The following is a 19115-nucleotide window of genomic DNA, read 5'->3' as shown; positions in this document are numbered from 1 at the left end:
AATAATAAAAATAAGTGTCGTGCTGGGTTAGGTTGGATAGATATCGGATGGTGATAACGATCGTGCCCCAGCCTCCAGACTGCGTACCCCACATCAAAAAGCCCCCGACTGAATCGGGAGCTTTCTATGATGTGACGGGTGAATATTATCGCCAGCCTAATCCGGGTGCTACATGCTCCAGGATCGACGACAGCACGTGAATATTATAGTCAACCCCCAGGGTGTTGGGGATCGTCAAAAGAAGGGTATCTGCTTCCTGGATGGCTTCATCCTGGGCCAGCTCTTTGATGAGTTGATCCGGTTCGCCGGCATAACTTCTTCCAAAAACGGCGCGTGTGTCGGCCTCGATCATGCCAAACTTATCCGTACTCCTGGCATCGCGGCCAAAGTACAGCCTGTCCTGGTCATTCATCAGCGCGAAAATAGAGCGGCTTACCGATACCCTCGGCTCGCGGGTATGTCCGGCTTTTTTCCAGGCCTCTTTGTACAGCCTGATCTGTTCTGCCTGTTGTATGTGGAAGGGCTTGCCGCTTTCGTCAAACTTCAGGGTGGAGCTTTGCAGGTGCATGCCATTTTCAGCTGCCCAGATAGCGGTAGCATTGGTGGCAGCGCCCCACCAGATACGTTCCCGCAGCCCTTCGGAATAGGGCTCCAGGCGCAACAGGCCCGGCGGATTGGGAAACATCGGGTAGGGGTTGGGCAGTGCAAAACCTACGCCTTTTAACTTATCTAAAAACTGCAGGGCTTTCTTTCGTCCCATATCGGCGTCGGTTTCACCGGCAGCCGGTTCGTATCCAAAGTAACGCCATCCTTCAATGACCTGTTCGGGCGACCCACGGCTGATGCCCAGCTGTAATCGTCCACGGGAAATCAGGTCGGCTGCACCGGCATCTTCCACCATATAGAGTGGATTTTCATACCGCATGTCGATGACACCGGTTCCGATCTCGATGCTGTTGGTTTTGGCACCAATGGCAGACAGTAAAGGAAAGGGAGAGGCCAACTGGGCGGCAAAATGGTGTACCCGGAAGTAAGCACCATCCAATCCGATAGCCTCCGCAGCAACGGCCAGGTCAATAGACTGGAGCAAGGTATCGCTGGCTGTGCGGGCCTGGTAGGCCGGATGATTGGACCAATGTCCGAATGATAAAAAACCTATTTTCTTCATGAGTTTCTTTTCGTCTGCCAATATAAACAAACGCCAGACGTAAAAGTTTATGGGGTCAATTTACCCTTGTTAGAGCTGGTTAACGCTTGGTTTCGTTCTCCATATCCAGGTTTTCGTCAAAAGGGCTTTTGGTGAAAGGGTACACCAGCTGGTTCACATAGCCTTTGGGGAAATGGGTTTCCCGCAGTCCCGTGCCTTCTGGCCATACATCGCCGGGCAGGTAGTAGGTGCCGAAGATCTTATCGATAAAGGGGAATATCGTGGCAAAGTTCTTCCCGTAGTATTTCGGGTCTTCGCAGTGGTGCCAGTGGTGGTATTGAGGTGTTGCAAAGATGTATTTCAGGAACCCGAAATTGATACGGGTGTTGGCATGGATCAGTACCGCATGGATCGCCATAAAAATGATGTAGGTATTGAAGGTGATCTCCGAAAAGCCAAATACATACAGGGGAATAAAGGTCATGGAGCGGGTAACGAAGATATCGACGAAGTGGGTCCTCGATCCGGCCAGCCAATCCATGTTTTTGGTGGAATGGTGCACCGAATGGAAGCGCCACAGGTAGGTGTGGGAATGGAAAAAACGGTGAGCGGCGTATTGAAACAGGTCGGTAATGAGGAAAGCGAAGAACAACTCGATCAGGTAGGGAAGTTGCTGCACCCAAAGCTGCAATTCCGACAATCCGATCCAGCCAAAGAACAGCTTGGCGGGCTTTTGGGTGATCACACCAAAAAACTGGATAAACAGGTGACTGATGACAAAGTACAGCAGGTCGGTTCTCCATTCTTCGTGAAACTTGCTTTGTTGCTTGTTTTTGGGGAACACTATTTCAATGGGCACGAAGATCACGGCCATCAGCAGGAGGTCGAGTAATAACCAATCGACACCGAGGGACCAGCTGGTCTTCTCCACGGACCGGCCCTGCACGGTCAACCCACCGAATACGATGGCCAGGGTGCAGATCAACAAGCCCGTCAAAGCCCATTTCTTTTGTTTGCTGAGCATAAAGCTAACCAGCGCAAACAGAAAAGAGGCAATGATGGTCGACGTCAGCACGATCTTCATCGACTCACCTGTATATACTTCCCGGAACTGCGGCGTGGTGAGCCATTCGGGGTATTTAAAACAGATGACGCCGATCAGGGACAATAATCCCAGGAAGATCGACGAATAGCCGCTGATTTTTCCTTCACCCACTTTAAGGCGTTGAACAGGTGTGCTCATAGTAAAGATTGCGTATGTAAACTCCCGGAGACGGTTTTTATTGCTGCAATGTATGCCTGCCAGGGCCCGGCAGGAAGTTTCTGTGAACGAATGGTCAGTTTTTTCCAGTGAATGGGGTTCGTTGCCGGATGGAGTGCATGATTACAACCTGAGCTTATTCATGTCCAACGCTATGGCAGCTGGCGTATAGCCTCGTATTTTAAACACCTGCCTGTTGGCGGGTAGATTATTAGCTTCGCCACCCCTACGGGTATAAACAGCAATCCCAGCGCCACCGCCAGGAGCGCCGAAAAAGGGCGGGGGATAAGCTTTCACAATGGCAATGTCTGGCATGGGTATATTGGCTATTTGTTGAGCAGACACCCTTACCTCATCCAGAAAGAAGATGACCGGGCCGCCACGCCAGGATGGGGCACCTGTTGGTGCAATTTGCAGGCCAGCCACCCTGCCTTGCAGGTAGTTAAAAACATTGTTAAAGCCAATCGCGCTGGGATCATCCATGATAGCGATCAATCGCTCGTCTCCCGACCGGAACAGGCCGCTGACATGTTCTTCATTAAATTGCTGTGACCGGGTCTTGGCGGTTCTTCTGACGATGACTGCCGGGAGCATCGTACCGCGATCTGCAAAAAGCGCTTCCGTGGTTTCTACAGGCTTGTTCAGGCCTGGCCGCACTGCTGCCGGCGGATTGCCTATGTAAAAGGTCCTGCCTCCAACGGCCAGCGGGTCATAGGTGGAATCAAGTTGACTACTGATGCTGATATCCAGCAACTGGTTATTGTCTTTGGTTCGACTGAAAGCCAGCAAGGCATTGTCTTCAAACAGCCAGTTACGGATAGCGAAGGTGCCGTCCGGCGCCACCGTCACTTTTTGCTCGTCCCAATCGCCGGTTTTGGTGAGCAGCATCGCTTGTATACTTCCCAGGTTGCTGGCGTTTTTTACCTGGCCAATCACTTCGAAAAATCGTTGCTGCAAGCCAGCCAGCAAGGTGTATTTACCGAGGGTCATTGAATCGGCTAAGAATATGGTACCGGAAGCCCGACCATCGATCACCGGCCAGCGGAGGCGGGTACGCCGTCCCGCTTCGTTTTCAATCACCAGTTCCAGTGTTGCGAGGGATTGGTGCAGTTGTTGACCACCGCCGGCTTCGTAATCCACTGTCACCTGTAATGAATCGCCGGGTTTGAGGATGTTTTTGTCGAGTTTTATAGCTAATCGGCCTGTGGGCTGCTGCGCCTGAGCAGACGCCGACAGCAGCAAGGCGATAAGTGGTAATAAAAGGAAACTTTTCATACTACTCTCCAATCAAAATTGAAGCCAGCACATACTAAAATAAAGATAAAATTGACAAGGCCTGAGCGCCCCATTTGATGCTGGAGATTACTTACTTGGCAGGTTCCCACCGGACATGACGATGGCTATTAATTCAACGAAGGGTCATTAAACGTATCTCCCTGTTTGAGGTCGCCCGTTTCATAGCCTTTTTTAAACCAATACATCCTTTGTTGTGAAGTACCATGCGTGAAAGCATCCGGCACCACCCGGCCAGTTGCCTGTTTTTGCAACCTGTCATCACCAATAGCATTCGCTGCTGTTAAAGCTTCTTCAATATCATCCGGGTCTAAAATACCCTTTGTCTTTTGAGCATGATGTGCCCAAACCCCGGCTAAAAAATCCGCCTGCAATTCCATCATCACTGAATAGCGGTTGTATTCGGCTTCACTGAGGCGCTGACGGAGCCGGTTTACCTTGTCGGCTGTTCCATGTAACTTTTGAATGTGATGCCCGATCTCATGAGCCACCACATAGGCCATTGGGAAGTCTCCCGGCGCGTTCAACCTGTTTTGTAGCTCTTCATAAAATGACAGGTCAATATACAATTTCGAATCGCCGGGGCAATAGAATGGTCCGGAAGCTGCACTGGCAAATCCGCAGGCAGATTCTACCTCGTCACGATACAAGACCAATACCGGCTCTTCATATTTTAGCCCTTGCTGTTGGAATAACTTGTTCCATACGTCTTCTGTTTCCGCTAATACCACCTTCACGAACTTTGCCCGCTCATTATCAGCGGCCTGTTGGTCAGGCGTCAATTCGGTCACTTGCCCAGGTTGGCCGGGCAATGGTTGGTCCCCTCCTTGCGAGGGATCAGCGTTACCGCCACCCAAAAACATATAAAGCAGGTAAATGATAACGCCTGCCAGGCCTCCCCCGACGGCAATACGTCCGCCTGTAGAGCTACGGCGGTCCTCGACATTAGAGCTTTCCCGTTTACCGATCCATTTCATATTTATGATAATTACTGATCTCATGTATGAATAAAAAATTGTGCCACCATCCTTTAGCGGTATCTATCAGACTAATGAGAGAAGCTATTAAACACGTGATTGGTTGGATGGAGGCCTCGGGACCGTCAACCCTATTTTAGGAGCAAATCTTATCATATGACAAACTGGTTATAATTACTGTCTACCATGCAATTGTTACTACAGATCATTAGATGCCCCAAGCAATGAGGTGATACCTAAATAACTGAGTTGTTATGGCCAAATGGATGATCAGTGAGCGCACATGCGGCCAGGTACGCTGATAGGATAACATTAGCTGGACTTTTTTAGAAAACGGTTGACCTCGAGCCAATACATGAAAGCATCAAACCAGCGGTTACTCGTTTTGTTGGGATTCCCAAGGCCAAAACCATGACCACCATTCTGGTAAAGGTGAAATTCAACCGGTCTGCCCGCTTTGAACCAGGATTGTATCAAACCTGTTTGGCCCCCAAAAAGAAAGTCGTCGGAAGCAATAACATTGAACATTGGAGGAGCATTTTTGGGCACCTCTACCGGACCCATTCCTCCATAAATTGGTCCGATGAAAGCCAGTTTCATTGTCTTTGAATGAAGTGTTGAATGCATCGTAAGGCCAGCTCCGGCTGAAAAACCTATCATGCCAATTCTGCTGGTATCTACGCCCCATTCTTTAGAACGCTTCAGGATCATTGCGTACGCAGCCTCTGCGTCTGCTAACTGATTAGACAGATCCATTTGCATCGGAGCGGGCGTTGTTTCTTTTTTTGAGGTATCGGATGATGCTGGAGCAGCCGTGCGGGGTCTATTCATCCAGGCTTTGAAATCATCGAGCGCCGGTGGCGTAGGGAAAAGCCTGTATTTCAGCACAAAGGCGGCAATGCCCTTGTCTGCCAATGCCTGCGCCACTTCCCAACCTTCATTGCCCAATGACAGCCATCGATAGCCGCCGCCGGGTGCAACGATCACCGCAGCGCCATTTCCCGTTCCAGGTTTAGGCAAAAAGGGGGTCAGTGTCGCTACCGTAATATTGCGCGCCATCGGATCGCCCCACTGGCGAAACCAGGATTCGGAGGCTGGCTGATTATCCACACCTCCAGTGCCGAGCCGAATGGCATTGGGCTCTGAAGGAGTTGCCAAAGGGTAAATAGTACCGTCTTGTGCCTGAACGGCTGCAGATAAAATGAATAGCGTACACGCTACAATGGATGGCTTAACACATGCAGTTAAAAATGGAGTCATAATGAGTGGTTATACCTTGACAGGAAGATTAATAAAATGGATATGCTGAAAATGGTAACTATTAGTAACCCTCATCTAATCTAGGAAGTTCCCGACAAAACTCTACTAACAACCGTTGTGCTATTTGTCTCAATTTTTTTGTCCCGCATGACCAGCATCATGTCAGAACGATCGCCCGCTTTTAGGAGGAGGCATCGCCAGGCAAATCGTTGTCGATGGAACATGCCTGGCTGCGTGCTAACAATACCTGAAAGGTCTCCTGTTATGCGGTTGGTAACATCGTCCTCTACAGGTAGTAGAGGTGGGGGAGAGAAAGGGATTGCCTGCGGCGATCCCGGGTGGGAGGCTTGAATCAAGTAATGGTGCCGCGCTGTGCGCGTTATTTTTCATGGCGGTTCGCGCCAGCAAGCGAGCTTGCCAGACCGCTTGGGATTGCCTGCGGCGATCCTGGGTGGGGGCGTCAAAACAAAACAAGTGCTGGCGCTACGCGCCGTGCATTTTACATTTGTCCGGTCTGGCAAGCGAGCTTGCCACCTTCCCAAATGAAAAATGCTCCCTTTCGGGAGCACTTGTTTTGTTTTGCGGAGAGAGAGGGATTCGAACCCCCGGTGCAGTTACCCACACTTCGCATTTCGAGTGCGACCCATTCAACCAGCTCTGGCATCTCTCCTGGAAGCCATTTTCAGGCTACCGGGGCGCGAATATAGGAAAAAAAAACATTTCTGCCCGCCAGGCCTACTTTCTTTTCCGCCGTACCAGGATCACCGCGCCCACCAGCAATATCAATCCCGGCATCATATACACATCCAGGTATCACAGCCCTTTAGCGCCCTTTTCACTGATGGTAAGCATTTTGTCCTGCGCCTGTTTCAGGATCGTGTATCCACCAGCCCGGTTTCATCGGCATAGATGCCCCGCACCTGGCTATTCACCTCTGCCGAATGTTGGAGAAAGCCCTGGTTATCGGTCAACCCACAAAACACTTCGTGGGAAGCTAGTCCATCTTCCGGCGACAAAAACAGCACACAACCGGAATATGGCAGGCCGCGTATTCGATGTACGGGTGCTGCAAGCAAAGTAGTCACACCACCTCAATCATCAGTCGACGCTACCTGGTCGGCTCCATCAACCCAGGCTCCCGGGCAATTGCTGCAGTTTCTCCTTCACGATTGCCCGGTGTGCTTTGGATAGCGGGATCTTCGATTGATCAGTCAGCAACAAAGTGCCGCCATCTTCTTTCAGAAAGCTTTTGACAAATCGGCTGTTCACCAGGTGCGATTGGTGGGTGCGGATAAAACCATAAGGTTCCAGCATACCGGCAAACTCCTTCAGCGTACGGCATACCAGTAGCTTTTCACCACTTTCCAGCAATACATAGCTATAGTTATTGGAAGACTCCAGACGTACAATGGAAACAATGGTCTCATAGCGTACCTGGTCTTGTAGGGGCAGGGCTAGTTTCTGTTGTTCCTGGCTATTGGTCGCTAAAAACGACAGTAGGTGATCCAACTTGCGGTCCTTCTGCTTTTGTTGCAAGCGAACGACAGCTTTGCCCACCGCCTCCTGCAGATCGCTCGCCGTAACAGGTTTCAGCAGGTAATCCAGGGCAGCAAATTTGATAGCGCGTACACCGTACTGATCAAAGGCCGTCACAAAGATCACCTCGGGGGCCAACCCAGCCAATTGCGACAACAAGTCAAACCCGGTTTCCTGTTTCAGTTGTACGTCGAGCAGCAACAGGTCGGGCTGATGAAGGCGGATCGCCACCAATGCCTCTGGTACGGTCGATGCTACGGCTGCCACCAGCAGCTGCGGTGTGTGTGCGGCAATCAGCCGGTGCAGGTGTTCTGCATTGTGTGGTTCGTCTTCTACAAGGATGGTGCGGATCGTCATGCGTTGATCGTGTTTTTATCTAGCCAGTGCTTTAATTGTACTGTTACGTGGGTGCCCTTTTCGCTGCTGCGGATATCGGTATGGATCAGCGCTGCCCCATATCCTTCATTGAGCAGGTCGATCCGCCGGTTAACGATCGACAGCCCCATGCCCGTAGAGCCATTGCGCGGCCGGGCATCCTGCATACCGCTTCCATTGTCCGATACGGTAAACAGCAGGGTATCGGATTGCCGGCTGACCTGGACAGTGATCACCCCCTCATCGCGGCCACTTACACCGTGTTTGACGGCATTCTCCACATAAGGTTGTAACAGCATACCAGGGATCTCCGTATTGGTGGCATCGATGCCATCGGCCAGTTCGATGGTAAAAGAAAAAGGCGTACGCAGTTGCTCCATTTCCAGGTAGGCCTGCAACATGGACAGTTCGTCTTCCAGCGGAATGAGTTCATGGCCACTGGTCTCGAGCACGGTGCGCGTGAGTGAAGAAAAGCGGTCGAGGTAACGACCTGCCGACTGCACATCGTTTCGGCCAATCAGGTTTTGAATGGCGCCCAGCGCATTGAACAGAAAATGAGGGTTGAGCTGGTGTTGCAGGCTGCGCAATTGCCACTGACGCAGCTGTTGTGCGTGTTCCAGCCTGCGTATACGGCGGGCATTGCGTCGGTAATATAGGAAGATGGCCAATGCCAGCAACAACAGTCCGCCAACAATGTAAGGCAGTAATTGCAGCAGCGACCACTTCCTGGCAAAGGCAGGCGTCGGCAACACCTCGAAAGGGATGGTCAGCAGCCAATGCCGATACGCAGGATTGAAGAAGAAATAGGTATTGCCTACCACTAACCGGTAATTACCTGGCTGATCAAAAAACTCAGGCTTCAAACGAAGGTAAGTATCATTGAAGTAAAGATCGATTTCGACACTATCCGTCACCCCTCGTCGTTCCCGGTATAAAACAGCCCTATACGGAAAGGTGGGGGAAACATTCTTCAGGTCAAAGATCATGGATACATATACTTTGTCGCCGGGTAACCGAAGCCCTTGCAAAACACCGGTGTTCGGGTCTTTGTGGGTGGCATTTTTTTGATGGAGAAGTGTCGCCTCCAGGTATCCATTCATACCTCGTTCATTGTCCTCCTGGAAAAAGACGCGGGTGCCCGACACAGCCAACACAGGTTTCGCGGGCCAATTGACCACTACACTCCCTGCATCGAGCCTTGATTGGCGGTTCCTGGTCTCGATCAATACATATTGACCCGGCCAGCAAAGACGACCCATGTCGGCATATTCGTAGCCGGTAGCAGGCACCTTTTTGAACTTGGTGAAAGGGCTCCAGTCTTTCGCCACCACGCTATCGTTCAGCACCAGTCGATACTCATACTCATTGGCATTGCCCGGATGAATGCCCAATGCAATGACAGAGACACCAGAAGCGTCGAAAACATTGTAGGAGGTATAGGTCTTGCTCAACGCACGAACGGGAAATCCGAAGGCACCGGCAAAGTCTCCTTTTTCCAGGCTGACGCCAAGTCCTGTAGCCGTATTTAAACGGCCGGTTGGCGGATATTCACCGATGGGCACCCCCACTGCATGAAACTCCCTTTTAACAGGCTCGTAGTAATTGAAATACTTTTCAGCGGTATTGAAACTGTTTTCCCAATCGGGGCGATCGCCTTCGCCGTAATACAAAACAGTAAACCGGTAATCGTGCGCATAGGAGGCAGCATCTTGCGCCTGCGAAATCTTAGAAGCAAGCATAAAAATCAGGCCGCAGAAGGCAGCGCGGCAGGTAGGCGGTAGCACGAATAACATAGTGGTAAATTAAGGTTTATTTTGAGCAGTGAGTTGCTTTTGTAACACAGACAGGATACCTCCTTTGCCATAACCAGACCAGGACTGTACAATTTTGCCTTGGGGGTCGAGCAAAACGAAGGTCGGATAGCCGGTGGCACCGTACTTCATCACCGTTTCACTCGCCGGTCCTTTGCCATCCGATACGGCAGGCCAGGCAGGATGATCGCGCCGCACACCTTTGAGCCAGGTTTCGCGCGAAGCGTCGGCATTGAAGGTGATCAACTGCAGTTCCTGGCGGTACGTGCTGTCTGCGGTCTTCAATTCCTCTTTCGATTGCATACAGGGGCTACAGTAGGTAGTAGAGAAATTGAGGAGCACATATTTACCCCGGTAGGCAGACAGTTGATAGGGCTTGCCCAGGCTGTCATGGGCGATAAAGTCGCGCGATGGATCACCTTTCTTCAGGGTAGCGCCAACACGAAGAAAAGTGGCCACCGTTTGGGCGTACCGGTGATCCCGAAACTCGGGACGCAGTTGGTCCAGCAACGACTGAATGCGGGAGGAGTCCATTTTGCTTTTCCGGTAATTCAGCCAACGGATGCCGGCGTACGAGTTGATATGCCCGCTGATAAAACGCTGCGTGATGTGCTCTACGCTGTCGTCGATCACCCGGATCAGTTTCCACAGGCTGTCTTGCCGGGATGGTTGCTCACCTTTCATCATCAGGGGCATGGCCAGTTGCACCAGGCTGTCCCGGCTGGCGTTGTACGGTGCTGTTTGGAGGTCGAGCAGGGTTTCCGTTGCCTGGATGCAGGAGCCAGTTATCCTGACATTATAGGGCATGTCTTTCTTATCGGCTTGTACCAACAATTTTTCATTGCCCATAAACAGGTTGCAATAATAAAACTGTTGGGGGGAGGAATGGTACAACCACAGACCACGTGGGCCGTCTTCAAAAGTACCGGTGAAGAAAATACGTCCCTGCTGCAGGGCGGCGCTGTCCAGCACCTGGTCGGCATCGATGTCTTTCAGGTAGAAAACAGTGCCATCAGGGAAGCCGGTCAGGTGGGCATCGATCTGGTACTGAGCTTGTGAGCTGGCCACAGCCAGGTGAAGGAGTAATAAGCAGATCAGTTTGTTCATTTTTTTGCTGTAAAAATGGGGCGGGGAAGGACTGGGCGCAACAGCCAGGTAGAATTTGGACCGCTCTACTGAGAATTGCAACCTGATTACCGGGTCGCCGAGGTGCACTATTCCGTAGTTGCGGTTTACTTGTTATATTGCTACACAGACACTATTATGAATACACGAGACCAAGCAGCGGTAGCGTTTTACGAAGCTTACAGGGCCGCGGCCCGCCGGCTGGACATTTTTCACCTGCATGAGTCGATAGGCAACCTGATTAAGCATTACAAGCGGCTGGCAGTTCAATGCCTGGAAGAAGGTTATGGAGATTATCTCAGCGAATTCGACCATGACATATTGATCAGGGGCATGATCGAAAAGGTGCTGACCGCTCCGGAGTTGCAGGGCTTCGACGCATTTAAGGACTTTCAGCAAAACATCGCCGACATAGACGGCCTCTTACAGGAATCATTCATTCCTGGCTTCACGTCTCCAATAGAAGGCCCGTGGTGGCAACGAGGCGTCGTACGCAAAGGCTACCTTGATTACGCCGAGGATGTGAAAACCCACTTCGGAATTGATCTGGCGAATTACCAATAGAAGAACTACCCCAATGGCTTCAGGATTTATCATATTGTCAGACGGACGGTGCCTGGCGCGCCGGTGGACTTTTTATGATCTGATTTTTGAATTGGTCATAGAAGTATTGAGTGCCGATCAAGACCAGGATGAACTCAAAATTGCTTTTTGTAATTGGCTGCGTACCCAAATACCCAGTTCAGAAGATATAGAATGCGGGTATTGTTTTATAAGGCCAGATGGAGAAAATGTTGTTCGTCATTTCGATTTGCGGGAGTTGACACCGGGTAACCAGGAAATATTCTGGAAGGCCATCCAAAGAATCCTAATCCGCGATATTCTACAGCCGGAAAAAGACGAATACGACCTGATCAGAATTAAGGTCTTCAAAATTTTCCTCCGGATGAAAAAGCTGGCAGACCGGCTCGATCATCCGGACAACCTGTCCGATTGGCGGAAAGGATATACAGAACCGCCTTCAGGTGAAAGGGTAGGCCCTGGGTGGTAAATGGTAGATGGCTATCGTTTCGTCTTCACTGACATAGTAATCCGCGTGCCATCTGGCAGGTCTTTGATCTGCTCGTGAAACTGACCGGTAATATCAAAATGCGTGTACACATTTTTAGCTTCGATGTTATCCGGACTATAAGCGCCACCCATCACAGGCGGGGTGATATAGCTGTAAACTTCTCCCTGCGCAAGGTTTTTTCCAGTCAACAGCAGTTCTTGCACAAAGCCAGGTAGGAAAAATTCATCAGCAAATTCCTCATCTTGCAAAAGGGCTTGGAATTGTTGCACAGAATCAGCGATCCGCACCAGGTAGCCCGAATCGGTCTGCAGCCTGCCAACCGCATCATCGCTATCGACAAAAAACAGGTCACCCAAACACGAGATGATGGCAATCTGTTTTACTGACGGTAGTTTCCATCTCCAGGCGGAGAGTAGCCGTCCAAAATCCAACCCTTCTAAATCTATCGTTACGTTTAATTCCATGTGTGCGCAAAGATACCGCATACCGGCCACTCACCCCAACGCTACAGACCAAAGCGCATGATATTAGGCACCTGCCTGCACCTTCTTGCCCAATTTGCACGACAGGTGCACCAAAACGATCCAGGTTCGCTTTGAGCCAGTAATACCAGGTTCAGGTCCTAAACGGGGTCGATAATCGCGCAAAGCTGGTCGGTTCATCTCAACAGCGGGTTTTGCCCCCGTTGGCCCACAAAAATCCCGTACATTTAGCTACCCGGCCCGCCCATTGCTCATCACTTAAATTTGTTTGCTATGCCATCCCAATCACGAAGAGACGCGCTCAAAAAGATCGCCACCGCCAGCGGTATCATCCTCTTGTCTCCCGCAGCGCTCATCGCCGCACCGCCCAAACGCAAAGACCGGCTCGGCATCGCCCTCGTCGGCCTCGGCTATTACAGTACCGACCTGCTGGCACCCGCCCTCCAGCAAACCAAACACTGCTACCTCGCCGGCATCGTCACCGGCACACCCGCCAAAGCAGAAGCCTGGAAAAAGAAATACAATATTCCCGATAAGAATATCTACAACTACGACACCTTCGACAGTATCGCCAACAATTCCGACATCGACGTCATTTACGTGGTACTACCACCTTCCATGCACCGCGAATACGTAATCCGCGCCGCCAACGCAGGCAAACACGTCTGGTGCGAAAAACCCATGGCCATGAACGTCAAAGAATGCCAGGACATGATCGATGCCTGCCGCAAGAACAAACGCTCCCTCGCCATCGGCTACCGGTTGCAGCATGAACCCAATACGCAGGAGTGGCGCAGCATCGTACAAAAACAATCCCTCGGCAAAGTAAAAAAGGTAACCTGCGCCGCCGGCTACCGTGATAACCGCACCGATCACTGGAAACAAAAGAAAGAAATGGGCGGAGGCGTACTATACGATATGGGTGTATATGCCATCCAGGGCGCAAGGCTCGGCACCGCCATGGAGCCCATCGCCGTCGTTTCGGCTACTACCTCCACCACACGCCCCGAGATCTATAAGAACGGGCTCGACGAAACCACTGTCGCCACCCTCGAATTTCCCGGAGGCGTACTGGCAGATATCAAAACCAGCTTTGGGGAAAACATCAATTTCCTCGACATCACCTGCGAAAAAGGCGATATTAAAGTAGAACCTTATTCCGCTTACAACGGACAAAAAGCCAATAGCCCCCTGGGCCAGATCCAACATCCCTACCAGGTACCCTACCAACAGGCCAAACAAATGGACGACGATGCACAAACGATCATGGCCGGCAAACCCATGCCCGTACCCGGCGAAGAAGGGCTGCGCGACATCAAAGTGGTAGAAGCGATCTATCGGTCAGCCGCCACCAAACAACGCGTCAGTATTTAATTTTTGTAACTTACTTGTGTAATCGATCAGCCCATCGCATCCTGTCAGCAAACAACCTAATTGATGAAAAAGATACTTTGTTCTCTGCTGATGATCAGCGCTATCAGCACCCAGGCCCAGCAACCGCCAGCGGCCAAAGCTGATACTATTTATGTATACGAGGCCGTTTCCTCCGCTTTCCCCCACAGCAAAGAGGCGCCGGCTATTTACGTCGATGGGAAATTAGTGCACAGCTCCATAATGGCAGGCCTAAAGCCAGAGGGTATCGACAGCCTTACCGTAGACAAAGGCTACCGGGAGATCTACGGAAAAAAATACGACGGGGCACTGTACATCTACTTAAAGAAGGACTATATACCCGATCTCATCTCCCTCAATGAGATCAAAAAGAAGTATACCAAACTGGGCAATCAAACCGTCCTGTTCATGATCGACGGCAAAGCTATACAAGACGATTATGACCAATACCAACTCGACAAAAGCCGGATCATTTCACTCACCATCGAGCCCATCAAAAACACTACGGCCAAGCTCGACCTGACCTTGCTGAAACTGGTCACCAATACACCAATGATACTCAAGGGCGAAGGCGGGTTCCGCATCCGGGGTAACGAATCGCCGCTAATCGGCACCGAATAGATTCCCCTACACAATATCCATTCCTTCGAACCGACAGGTGCTGCTAGGGTTTTACCATCCCAACAGCCTTCGTATTGTCGTCAGTTTTCAGATCGATGAGCAGGTAACGCGGATCGATCCCCGCCCATACAGGCTTACGGGGAACGGTGACAACCACCTGCTGCGAACCGGAATGGATACGGTGCCGCTGCAGGTACAGATACGGTGCCCCTTTCTCCACCGGGCGTTCTCCATCAAACGCGCCCAGTTCGATCCAGTCATTCATCGGCACATCGGTTTCCTTACCCGATGGGTCGATCACAAATTTACGCGCCTTCACTGCGAGGGATAGCTGCCATTGGCCATCGGGCAGCGATTTGGCATCCACCTGCTCTGTCTTCAGTTCCCAAAAAGAATTCGCAGCAAACAGATCGTGCAACAGATACTGCAAAGAATCAGGCGTTACGGCCTGCAACTCCCGGTAGAGGTCGAGCGTAGTAGCCAACGGCGGCTTACCCCCGGCATGCTTTTGCAGTAGCTGTCGCAGGGCAGTACTTACCGCCGGACGGCCAATGTACTCCTGCAAGGCGTAGAAGGCGAAAGGTCCTTTCCGGTACGCCTGCCAGGGGTCCATGGCCTGCAGCAAGGGCACCCCCATTTTGATGGGTGGGAAAGGGTAGGGCTGCCGCATAAACCGCCGCAACGACCACAACGCTTCAGACCCTTTCGTAGCCTCTACCACACCCATTGCCGAATACCAGGCCAAACCTTCCGACAACACGGGAGCCCCCTGTACCGAAGCATACGGCAACTGACCGCCCCACCACTGATGCCCCATTTCATGGGCCACCACCGCATAAGGCAGATCCATTCCCCGGTTGTCCATGCCAGGATTGAATAAAGTAAATCCTTCCGAACTGGTGACCAGGCCCGACTCGCTGTGCATACCGATGCCCAGGCCCGGATGCTCCAATACCTTCAGTACCTTGTAAGGATAAGGGCCAAACTGCTCACTGTACTCCTGCAGCGAAGCCTGTGCACTTAGAAGGATACGCTCTACATTGATAGTATGACCAGGATGATAGTATAACTGAATGGCAATACCCTGCCACATTTTTTCCTTCATGGCATAGCGGGCTGAATAGAAAGCCAGGCTGTTGGGAATGGGCGATTCGGTAACATAATGATAAAATTCCCGGTTGCCCTTGGTCCAGTGTTTCTGCAGTTCGCCCTTGGTGACGGCCACTTGTCCGGCCACCGTACTCAGGGTGGCATCTACCTGCACCTTTTGGATGCCTTCCTGGTATGGAGCAGCTTCATAGCCCTCCAGGGAAGGGATTACCGGCCTTTCCGGCAGTCCGTACCGGCGACGCTCACCCGGCGCCAGCAATTCCGGCTTCGACTGATACCCGATCGCCGGCAACAGCTCATCGGTCAGCATAGTACCATTTCCGGTCACCAATTGACTCACCCCGTTGTTGGTAAACCCATTTACCCAATGCTGCGACACAAACTCCAGCTGCATGGTGTCACCGGGCTGCAAAGGCTTTTCCAATACGTAGATCGAGTAGGGGAACCTGCCATCCCAGACTGCGTACCTGCGTTTGATACTGGTGTTCAGTCGCCGCCTGTCCACCTGGGGCGGCACAAACAGGTGCAAACTGTCGATAGCAACGCTGGTCTGGTTGACCAGCTGATATACACCATGCACCTCGGCTGAATGTTGCTCAGGAAACAGGTCCACCTGTAGCTTCATCGCCGTTAAAGTAGGTCGTGGCTTGTTGGCAAAATGGCTGAATTTATTTTCATAATCCGCCCGGCGTTGCAGGTCGTCGTTTTTAGACGCATATTGATTCACGATAACCGTCTCGAAGAACAGGTACCCCCCCATCGCTAGCATAAAGCCGGCGGCCATGATCAGTGCAGGCCCCGTATTACCGGAAAGTCGTTGCCACACCATCCGCCAGCGCGTACGCCAACGCTGGTCTTTACCCCGCACCCACAACAGCCGCGCGGCAATAGACAGCACCAGGGCCCAACTGGCCCAGTAAATAGTGAACCATACCCACGGCTTGAGACTACCGCCATAACCGCGCATCTGCGAGTAATTCCACGCAGGACTCGTGCCGTATAACAGCAAATGATGTTCGATACCAAATATAGACGAGAAGGCAATGATCGAATATGCCAGCAAAGAACAGAGCAGGCCAATATATTTCTGGTTGACCACCACCTGGATCACCAATATCAGTACACCAAACAACAGGTACTCCACCAACCGCAGCCCCAGGAAAGCCTGTATCAACAACCCAATCTCGAATGCGTGATAGCCATTGAACAATTGTACCAGTATAGCAGCCACCACCATCAAGGACATCAGTACGGCCAACACCAAAGCCAGCGCCAGGCATTTACTGGCAAACAACAACCACTCGGGCAGGGGAGCAGTGTCGACCAGTTCGCTAATACCCGCTTCCCGTTCACGCCACACCAGTTCAGCCGCATAATAGATAATCAGCAAGGGCAATAGTATCCAAGGCGAATAGGGATTGGTGAGGGGAGCAGCATAATGCAATACCAGGTAATCCGTTCGTGGGATCAACGGAACGCCGTCGAGGTCCAGGTTGATCAGGGTGATCGATACCGTCAGGAACAAGATAGCACCCCATACGATCCAGCCGGCACGGCTTTTGGCCAATGATAAAAACGCATCGAAGGATAATCCCCACAACTGCCGTAACCGGTCCCTGGTACCAAAAGCAGGTGCTATTGCAGGTCGTGAAATTGGTGAAGTCAGTACAGACACTGGCGCGTCGGCCAAAGCTTCTTTGGCTGCAGGAAACAGCCAGCGGTGCCACCAGCGGCGGGCAGGCACCCGGTGGGCAAAACGAAACCGCCAGTGCGTGATCACCAGCAGTAACACACCGATACCGGTCCACAGTAAACGATTCCACAACAGGATGCCAGACACATCCATCAGCCGTGTGCTTTTCTCTGCCGGCGTCCAGCCAAACGTGATGCTGCTCACAATAATGACTACACCAACGGGATCGACCAGCTTACCCAGCTCCGGTTGCCCCAAGGGGAAAGACACCAGGATGCTGATGATATAGGCAAAAAAGAAGAGGATCAAACTACCGGCATAACTGGCCCGGGTACGGCCCGCCAGGGCCGATAAGGAGAACTGCAGTGCCGTAGCGATAAACGCATTGGGCAGACAGACCACACCATAGGCGTGCCAATAAGCAACAGCACGGAACGGTCCGATCGCTTTCGCATCCACTCCTGGCAGGTATACGGCCAGCATAATGCCCGCCAGAACACCCAACAGGATGATCGCGTTGGTCAAAAAAGCAGCGATAAACCGGCCCACCAGGTATTGCCCCTTGCTGATCGGCAGGGTATAAATGAGCGCATACATGCCCGTTTGCACATCGCGGGCAGCTGCTTCACCGGCAATCGGCGCGGCGGCCAGCAACCAGATCAAACAACCAAACACCGAGATAACGGCAATCACAAAAGGGGCATTGAGGTAGAAATCGTCGTACATGGCATCGGCGAGGAAATTCTCCCGGGCCAGCAGGAAACACACCACACCTACCACGGCAAAAAACAACCAGGTAGCCAGTCGCTTAAGCTGGTAAGCCATTTCAAAACGTATGATAGCGGCTAATTTCATGGCTTCACCTCCCTACTTGCCCGCTTGGGGCCTTTACCGATATGACCAGCCATGGTACTGAAATAAACATCTTCCAGATTGGGCTCTACAGGTTCAAAATCTGCCCCTGGGGGAACCTCACTGTACACCTGCACTACCGTGCGGCCTGCCAGCAATTTGGTAGAAATAACGGCATACATACGTTCAATCTCGGGCAAGGCTTCTTTGGGAATAATGCGCTTCCAGATACGGCCACGCAAATCCCGCATGGCCCGTAAGGGCTCCGCTTCGAGCAGGATAGACCCCTTATCGATGATTGCCATACGCGTACACAGCTCGCTCACATCTTCCACGATATGGGTAGAAAGTATGACCACACTTTGTTCGCCCAGTTCACTCAGCAGGTTCAGAAAACGCACCCGTTCGGCGGGGTCCAACCCTGCCGTAGGTTCGTCGACGATCATCAGCCTGGGGTTGCCCAACAAGGCAACCGCCACGCCAAAGCGTTGTTTCATGCCACCCGAAAAGCCACCCAGCTTTTGCTGCCGCACCTCCCATAGGTTGGTTTGCCGCAACAAGGCCTCCACCACCTGCTTACGTTCTGTACGCCGGGTAAAACCCTTCAACAGGGCAAAATGATCCAACAGGTCGATGGCCTTCGCCTTTGGATAAACGCCAAACTCCTGCGGCAGGTAGCCGATGGTCTTACGCACCTCATCCTTTTGCTTCAGTACATCGATGTCACCCAGTCGTACGGAGCCATGATCCGGTTCCTGCAAGGTCGCAAGGATACGCATGAGCGTGGACTTACCGGCACCATTGGGGCCCAGCAGGCCATACATACCAGGGGGTATTTGCAGGTTGATGTCATTCAACGCCTGTACGCCATTGGCGTAGGTCTTGGAGATATTACTGATGTCGAGGTTCATGCAGATAGCTTATAGTAATGAAGGTAGCAGGGCAGATTGCGATACTGTCTACCGGGCATACCACACCATTCCGCAGGGGCGCCCATATGCCGGGTTAACCGCATAGTTGCTCCTGTCAGCCAAACTGACCAGTAAGGAATGGGAAAGAAAGCCGGGACAGCAAATGCCTATGCAGCGGGCATTCTACAGGGGTACTG

At 51.8% G+C, this 19115-nt stretch carries 16 protein-coding genes and 1 tRNA gene; 4 read left to right on the top strand and 13 right to left on the bottom strand.

What is annotated here, in order from left to right; genetic code table 11:
• Nucleotides 1–145: 145 nt before the first annotated feature.
• From P2W70_RS16160 to P2W70_RS16115, 10 genes are all read right to left on the bottom strand, one after another.
• Nucleotides 146–1168, bottom strand: coding sequence for an LLM class flavin-dependent oxidoreductase (locus P2W70_RS16160; RefSeq protein WP_276482529.1), 1023 nt, complete (start codon nucleotides 1166–1168; stop codon nucleotides 146–148).
• 79 nt (nucleotides 1169–1247) lie between these two features.
• Nucleotides 1248–2390: a sterol desaturase family protein gene (locus P2W70_RS16155; protein ID WP_276482528.1), complete on the bottom strand. Its 1143-nt coding sequence runs from the start codon at nucleotides 2388–2390 to the stop codon at nucleotides 1248–1250.
• A gap of 141 nt (nucleotides 2391–2531) precedes the next feature.
• On the bottom strand, nucleotides 2532–3683 hold the full coding sequence (locus tag P2W70_RS16150) for a hypothetical protein (protein WP_276482527.1): 1152 nt from the start codon (nucleotides 3681–3683) through the stop codon (nucleotides 2532–2534).
• 128 nt (nucleotides 3684–3811) lie between these two features.
• Nucleotides 3812–4678 (bottom strand): KPN_02809 family neutral zinc metallopeptidase, encoded by an 867-nt coding sequence (gene ypfJ / locus P2W70_RS16145; RefSeq protein WP_276482526.1) that lies wholly within the window; start codon nucleotides 4676–4678, stop codon nucleotides 3812–3814.
• A gap of 312 nt (nucleotides 4679–4990) precedes the next feature.
• Entirely contained in the window at nucleotides 4991–5938 is a 948-nt protein-coding gene (locus P2W70_RS16140) for an alpha/beta hydrolase (RefSeq protein ID WP_276482525.1), read from the bottom strand.
• Nucleotides 5939–6520: 582 nt separating this feature from the next.
• A tRNA-Ser gene (locus tag P2W70_RS16135) sits at nucleotides 6521–6608 on the bottom strand.
• 199 nt (nucleotides 6609–6807) lie between these two features.
• Complete coding sequence (locus P2W70_RS16130; RefSeq protein ID WP_276482524.1) at nucleotides 6808–6963, bottom strand: hypothetical protein; 156 nt, start codon at nucleotides 6961–6963, stop codon at nucleotides 6808–6810.
• 100 nt (nucleotides 6964–7063) lie between these two features.
• Nucleotides 7064–7831: a LytR/AlgR family response regulator transcription factor gene (locus P2W70_RS16125; protein ID WP_276482523.1), complete on the bottom strand. Its 768-nt coding sequence runs from the start codon at nucleotides 7829–7831 to the stop codon at nucleotides 7064–7066.
• On the bottom strand, nucleotides 7828–9642 hold the full coding sequence (locus P2W70_RS16120) for a sensor histidine kinase (protein WP_276482522.1): 1815 nt from the start codon (nucleotides 9640–9642) through the stop codon (nucleotides 7828–7830). The genes P2W70_RS16125 and P2W70_RS16120 overlap by 4 nt, the downstream gene beginning before the upstream one ends.
• 9 nt (nucleotides 9643–9651) lie before the next feature.
• Nucleotides 9652–10767, bottom strand: a complete 1116-nt coding sequence (locus tag P2W70_RS16115) for a TlpA disulfide reductase family protein (protein ID WP_276482521.1) — start codon at nucleotides 10765–10767, stop codon at nucleotides 9652–9654.
• 156 nt (nucleotides 10768–10923) lie between these two features.
• Between P2W70_RS16115 and P2W70_RS16110 the strand changes: the two genes are divergently transcribed.
• On the top strand, nucleotides 10924–11349 hold the full coding sequence (locus tag P2W70_RS16110; RefSeq protein WP_276482520.1) for a hypothetical protein: 426 nt from the start codon (nucleotides 10924–10926) through the stop codon (nucleotides 11347–11349).
• Nucleotides 11350–11362: 13 nt separating this feature from the next.
• Nucleotides 11363–11836 carry a hypothetical protein gene (locus tag P2W70_RS16105; RefSeq protein ID WP_276482519.1) on the top strand — a complete coding sequence of 158 codons (474 nt, stop codon included), beginning with the start codon at nucleotides 11363–11365 and terminating at the stop codon, nucleotides 11834–11836.
• A gap of 11 nt (nucleotides 11837–11847) precedes the next feature.
• Here the strand turns inward: P2W70_RS16105 and P2W70_RS16100 are convergent, their stop codons facing one another.
• Nucleotides 11848–12321, bottom strand: a complete 474-nt coding sequence (locus tag P2W70_RS16100) for a T6SS immunity protein Tdi1 domain-containing protein (protein ID WP_276482518.1) — start codon at nucleotides 12319–12321, stop codon at nucleotides 11848–11850.
• A 291-nt stretch (nucleotides 12322–12612) separates the two neighbouring features.
• Here P2W70_RS16100 and P2W70_RS16095 point away from each other — a divergent pair, with 291 nt between their 5' ends.
• On the top strand, nucleotides 12613–13713 hold the full coding sequence (locus P2W70_RS16095; protein WP_276482517.1) for a Gfo/Idh/MocA family protein: 1101 nt from the start codon (nucleotides 12613–12615) through the stop codon (nucleotides 13711–13713).
• A gap of 63 nt (nucleotides 13714–13776) precedes the next feature.
• Entirely contained in the window at nucleotides 13777–14352 is a 576-nt protein-coding gene (locus tag P2W70_RS16090) for a hypothetical protein (protein ID WP_276482516.1), read from the top strand.
• A gap of 43 nt (nucleotides 14353–14395) precedes the next feature.
• Here P2W70_RS16090 and P2W70_RS16085 read toward each other — a convergent pair whose 3' ends face one another.
• Complete coding sequence (locus tag P2W70_RS16085) at nucleotides 14396–18010, bottom strand: ABC transporter permease/M1 family aminopeptidase (protein ID WP_276482515.1); 3615 nt, start codon at nucleotides 18008–18010, stop codon at nucleotides 14396–14398.
• A complete protein-coding gene (locus P2W70_RS16080; RefSeq protein ID WP_276482514.1) occupies nucleotides 18007–18918 on the bottom strand; it encodes an ABC transporter ATP-binding protein in 912 nt (303 codons plus the stop codon). Before P2W70_RS16080 ends, P2W70_RS16085 begins: the two co-directional genes overlap by 4 nt.
• Between the last annotated feature and the right edge of the window lie 197 nt (nucleotides 18919–19115).

It is taken from the genome of Paraflavitalea pollutisoli, from assembly GCF_029360705.1.
Taxonomy (GTDB): Bacteria; Bacteroidota; Bacteroidia; order Chitinophagales; family Chitinophagaceae; genus Paraflavitalea; species Paraflavitalea pollutisoli.
Note: the sequence above shows the minus strand (reverse complement) of the source record. Positions and strands in the feature narration are given on the sequence as shown.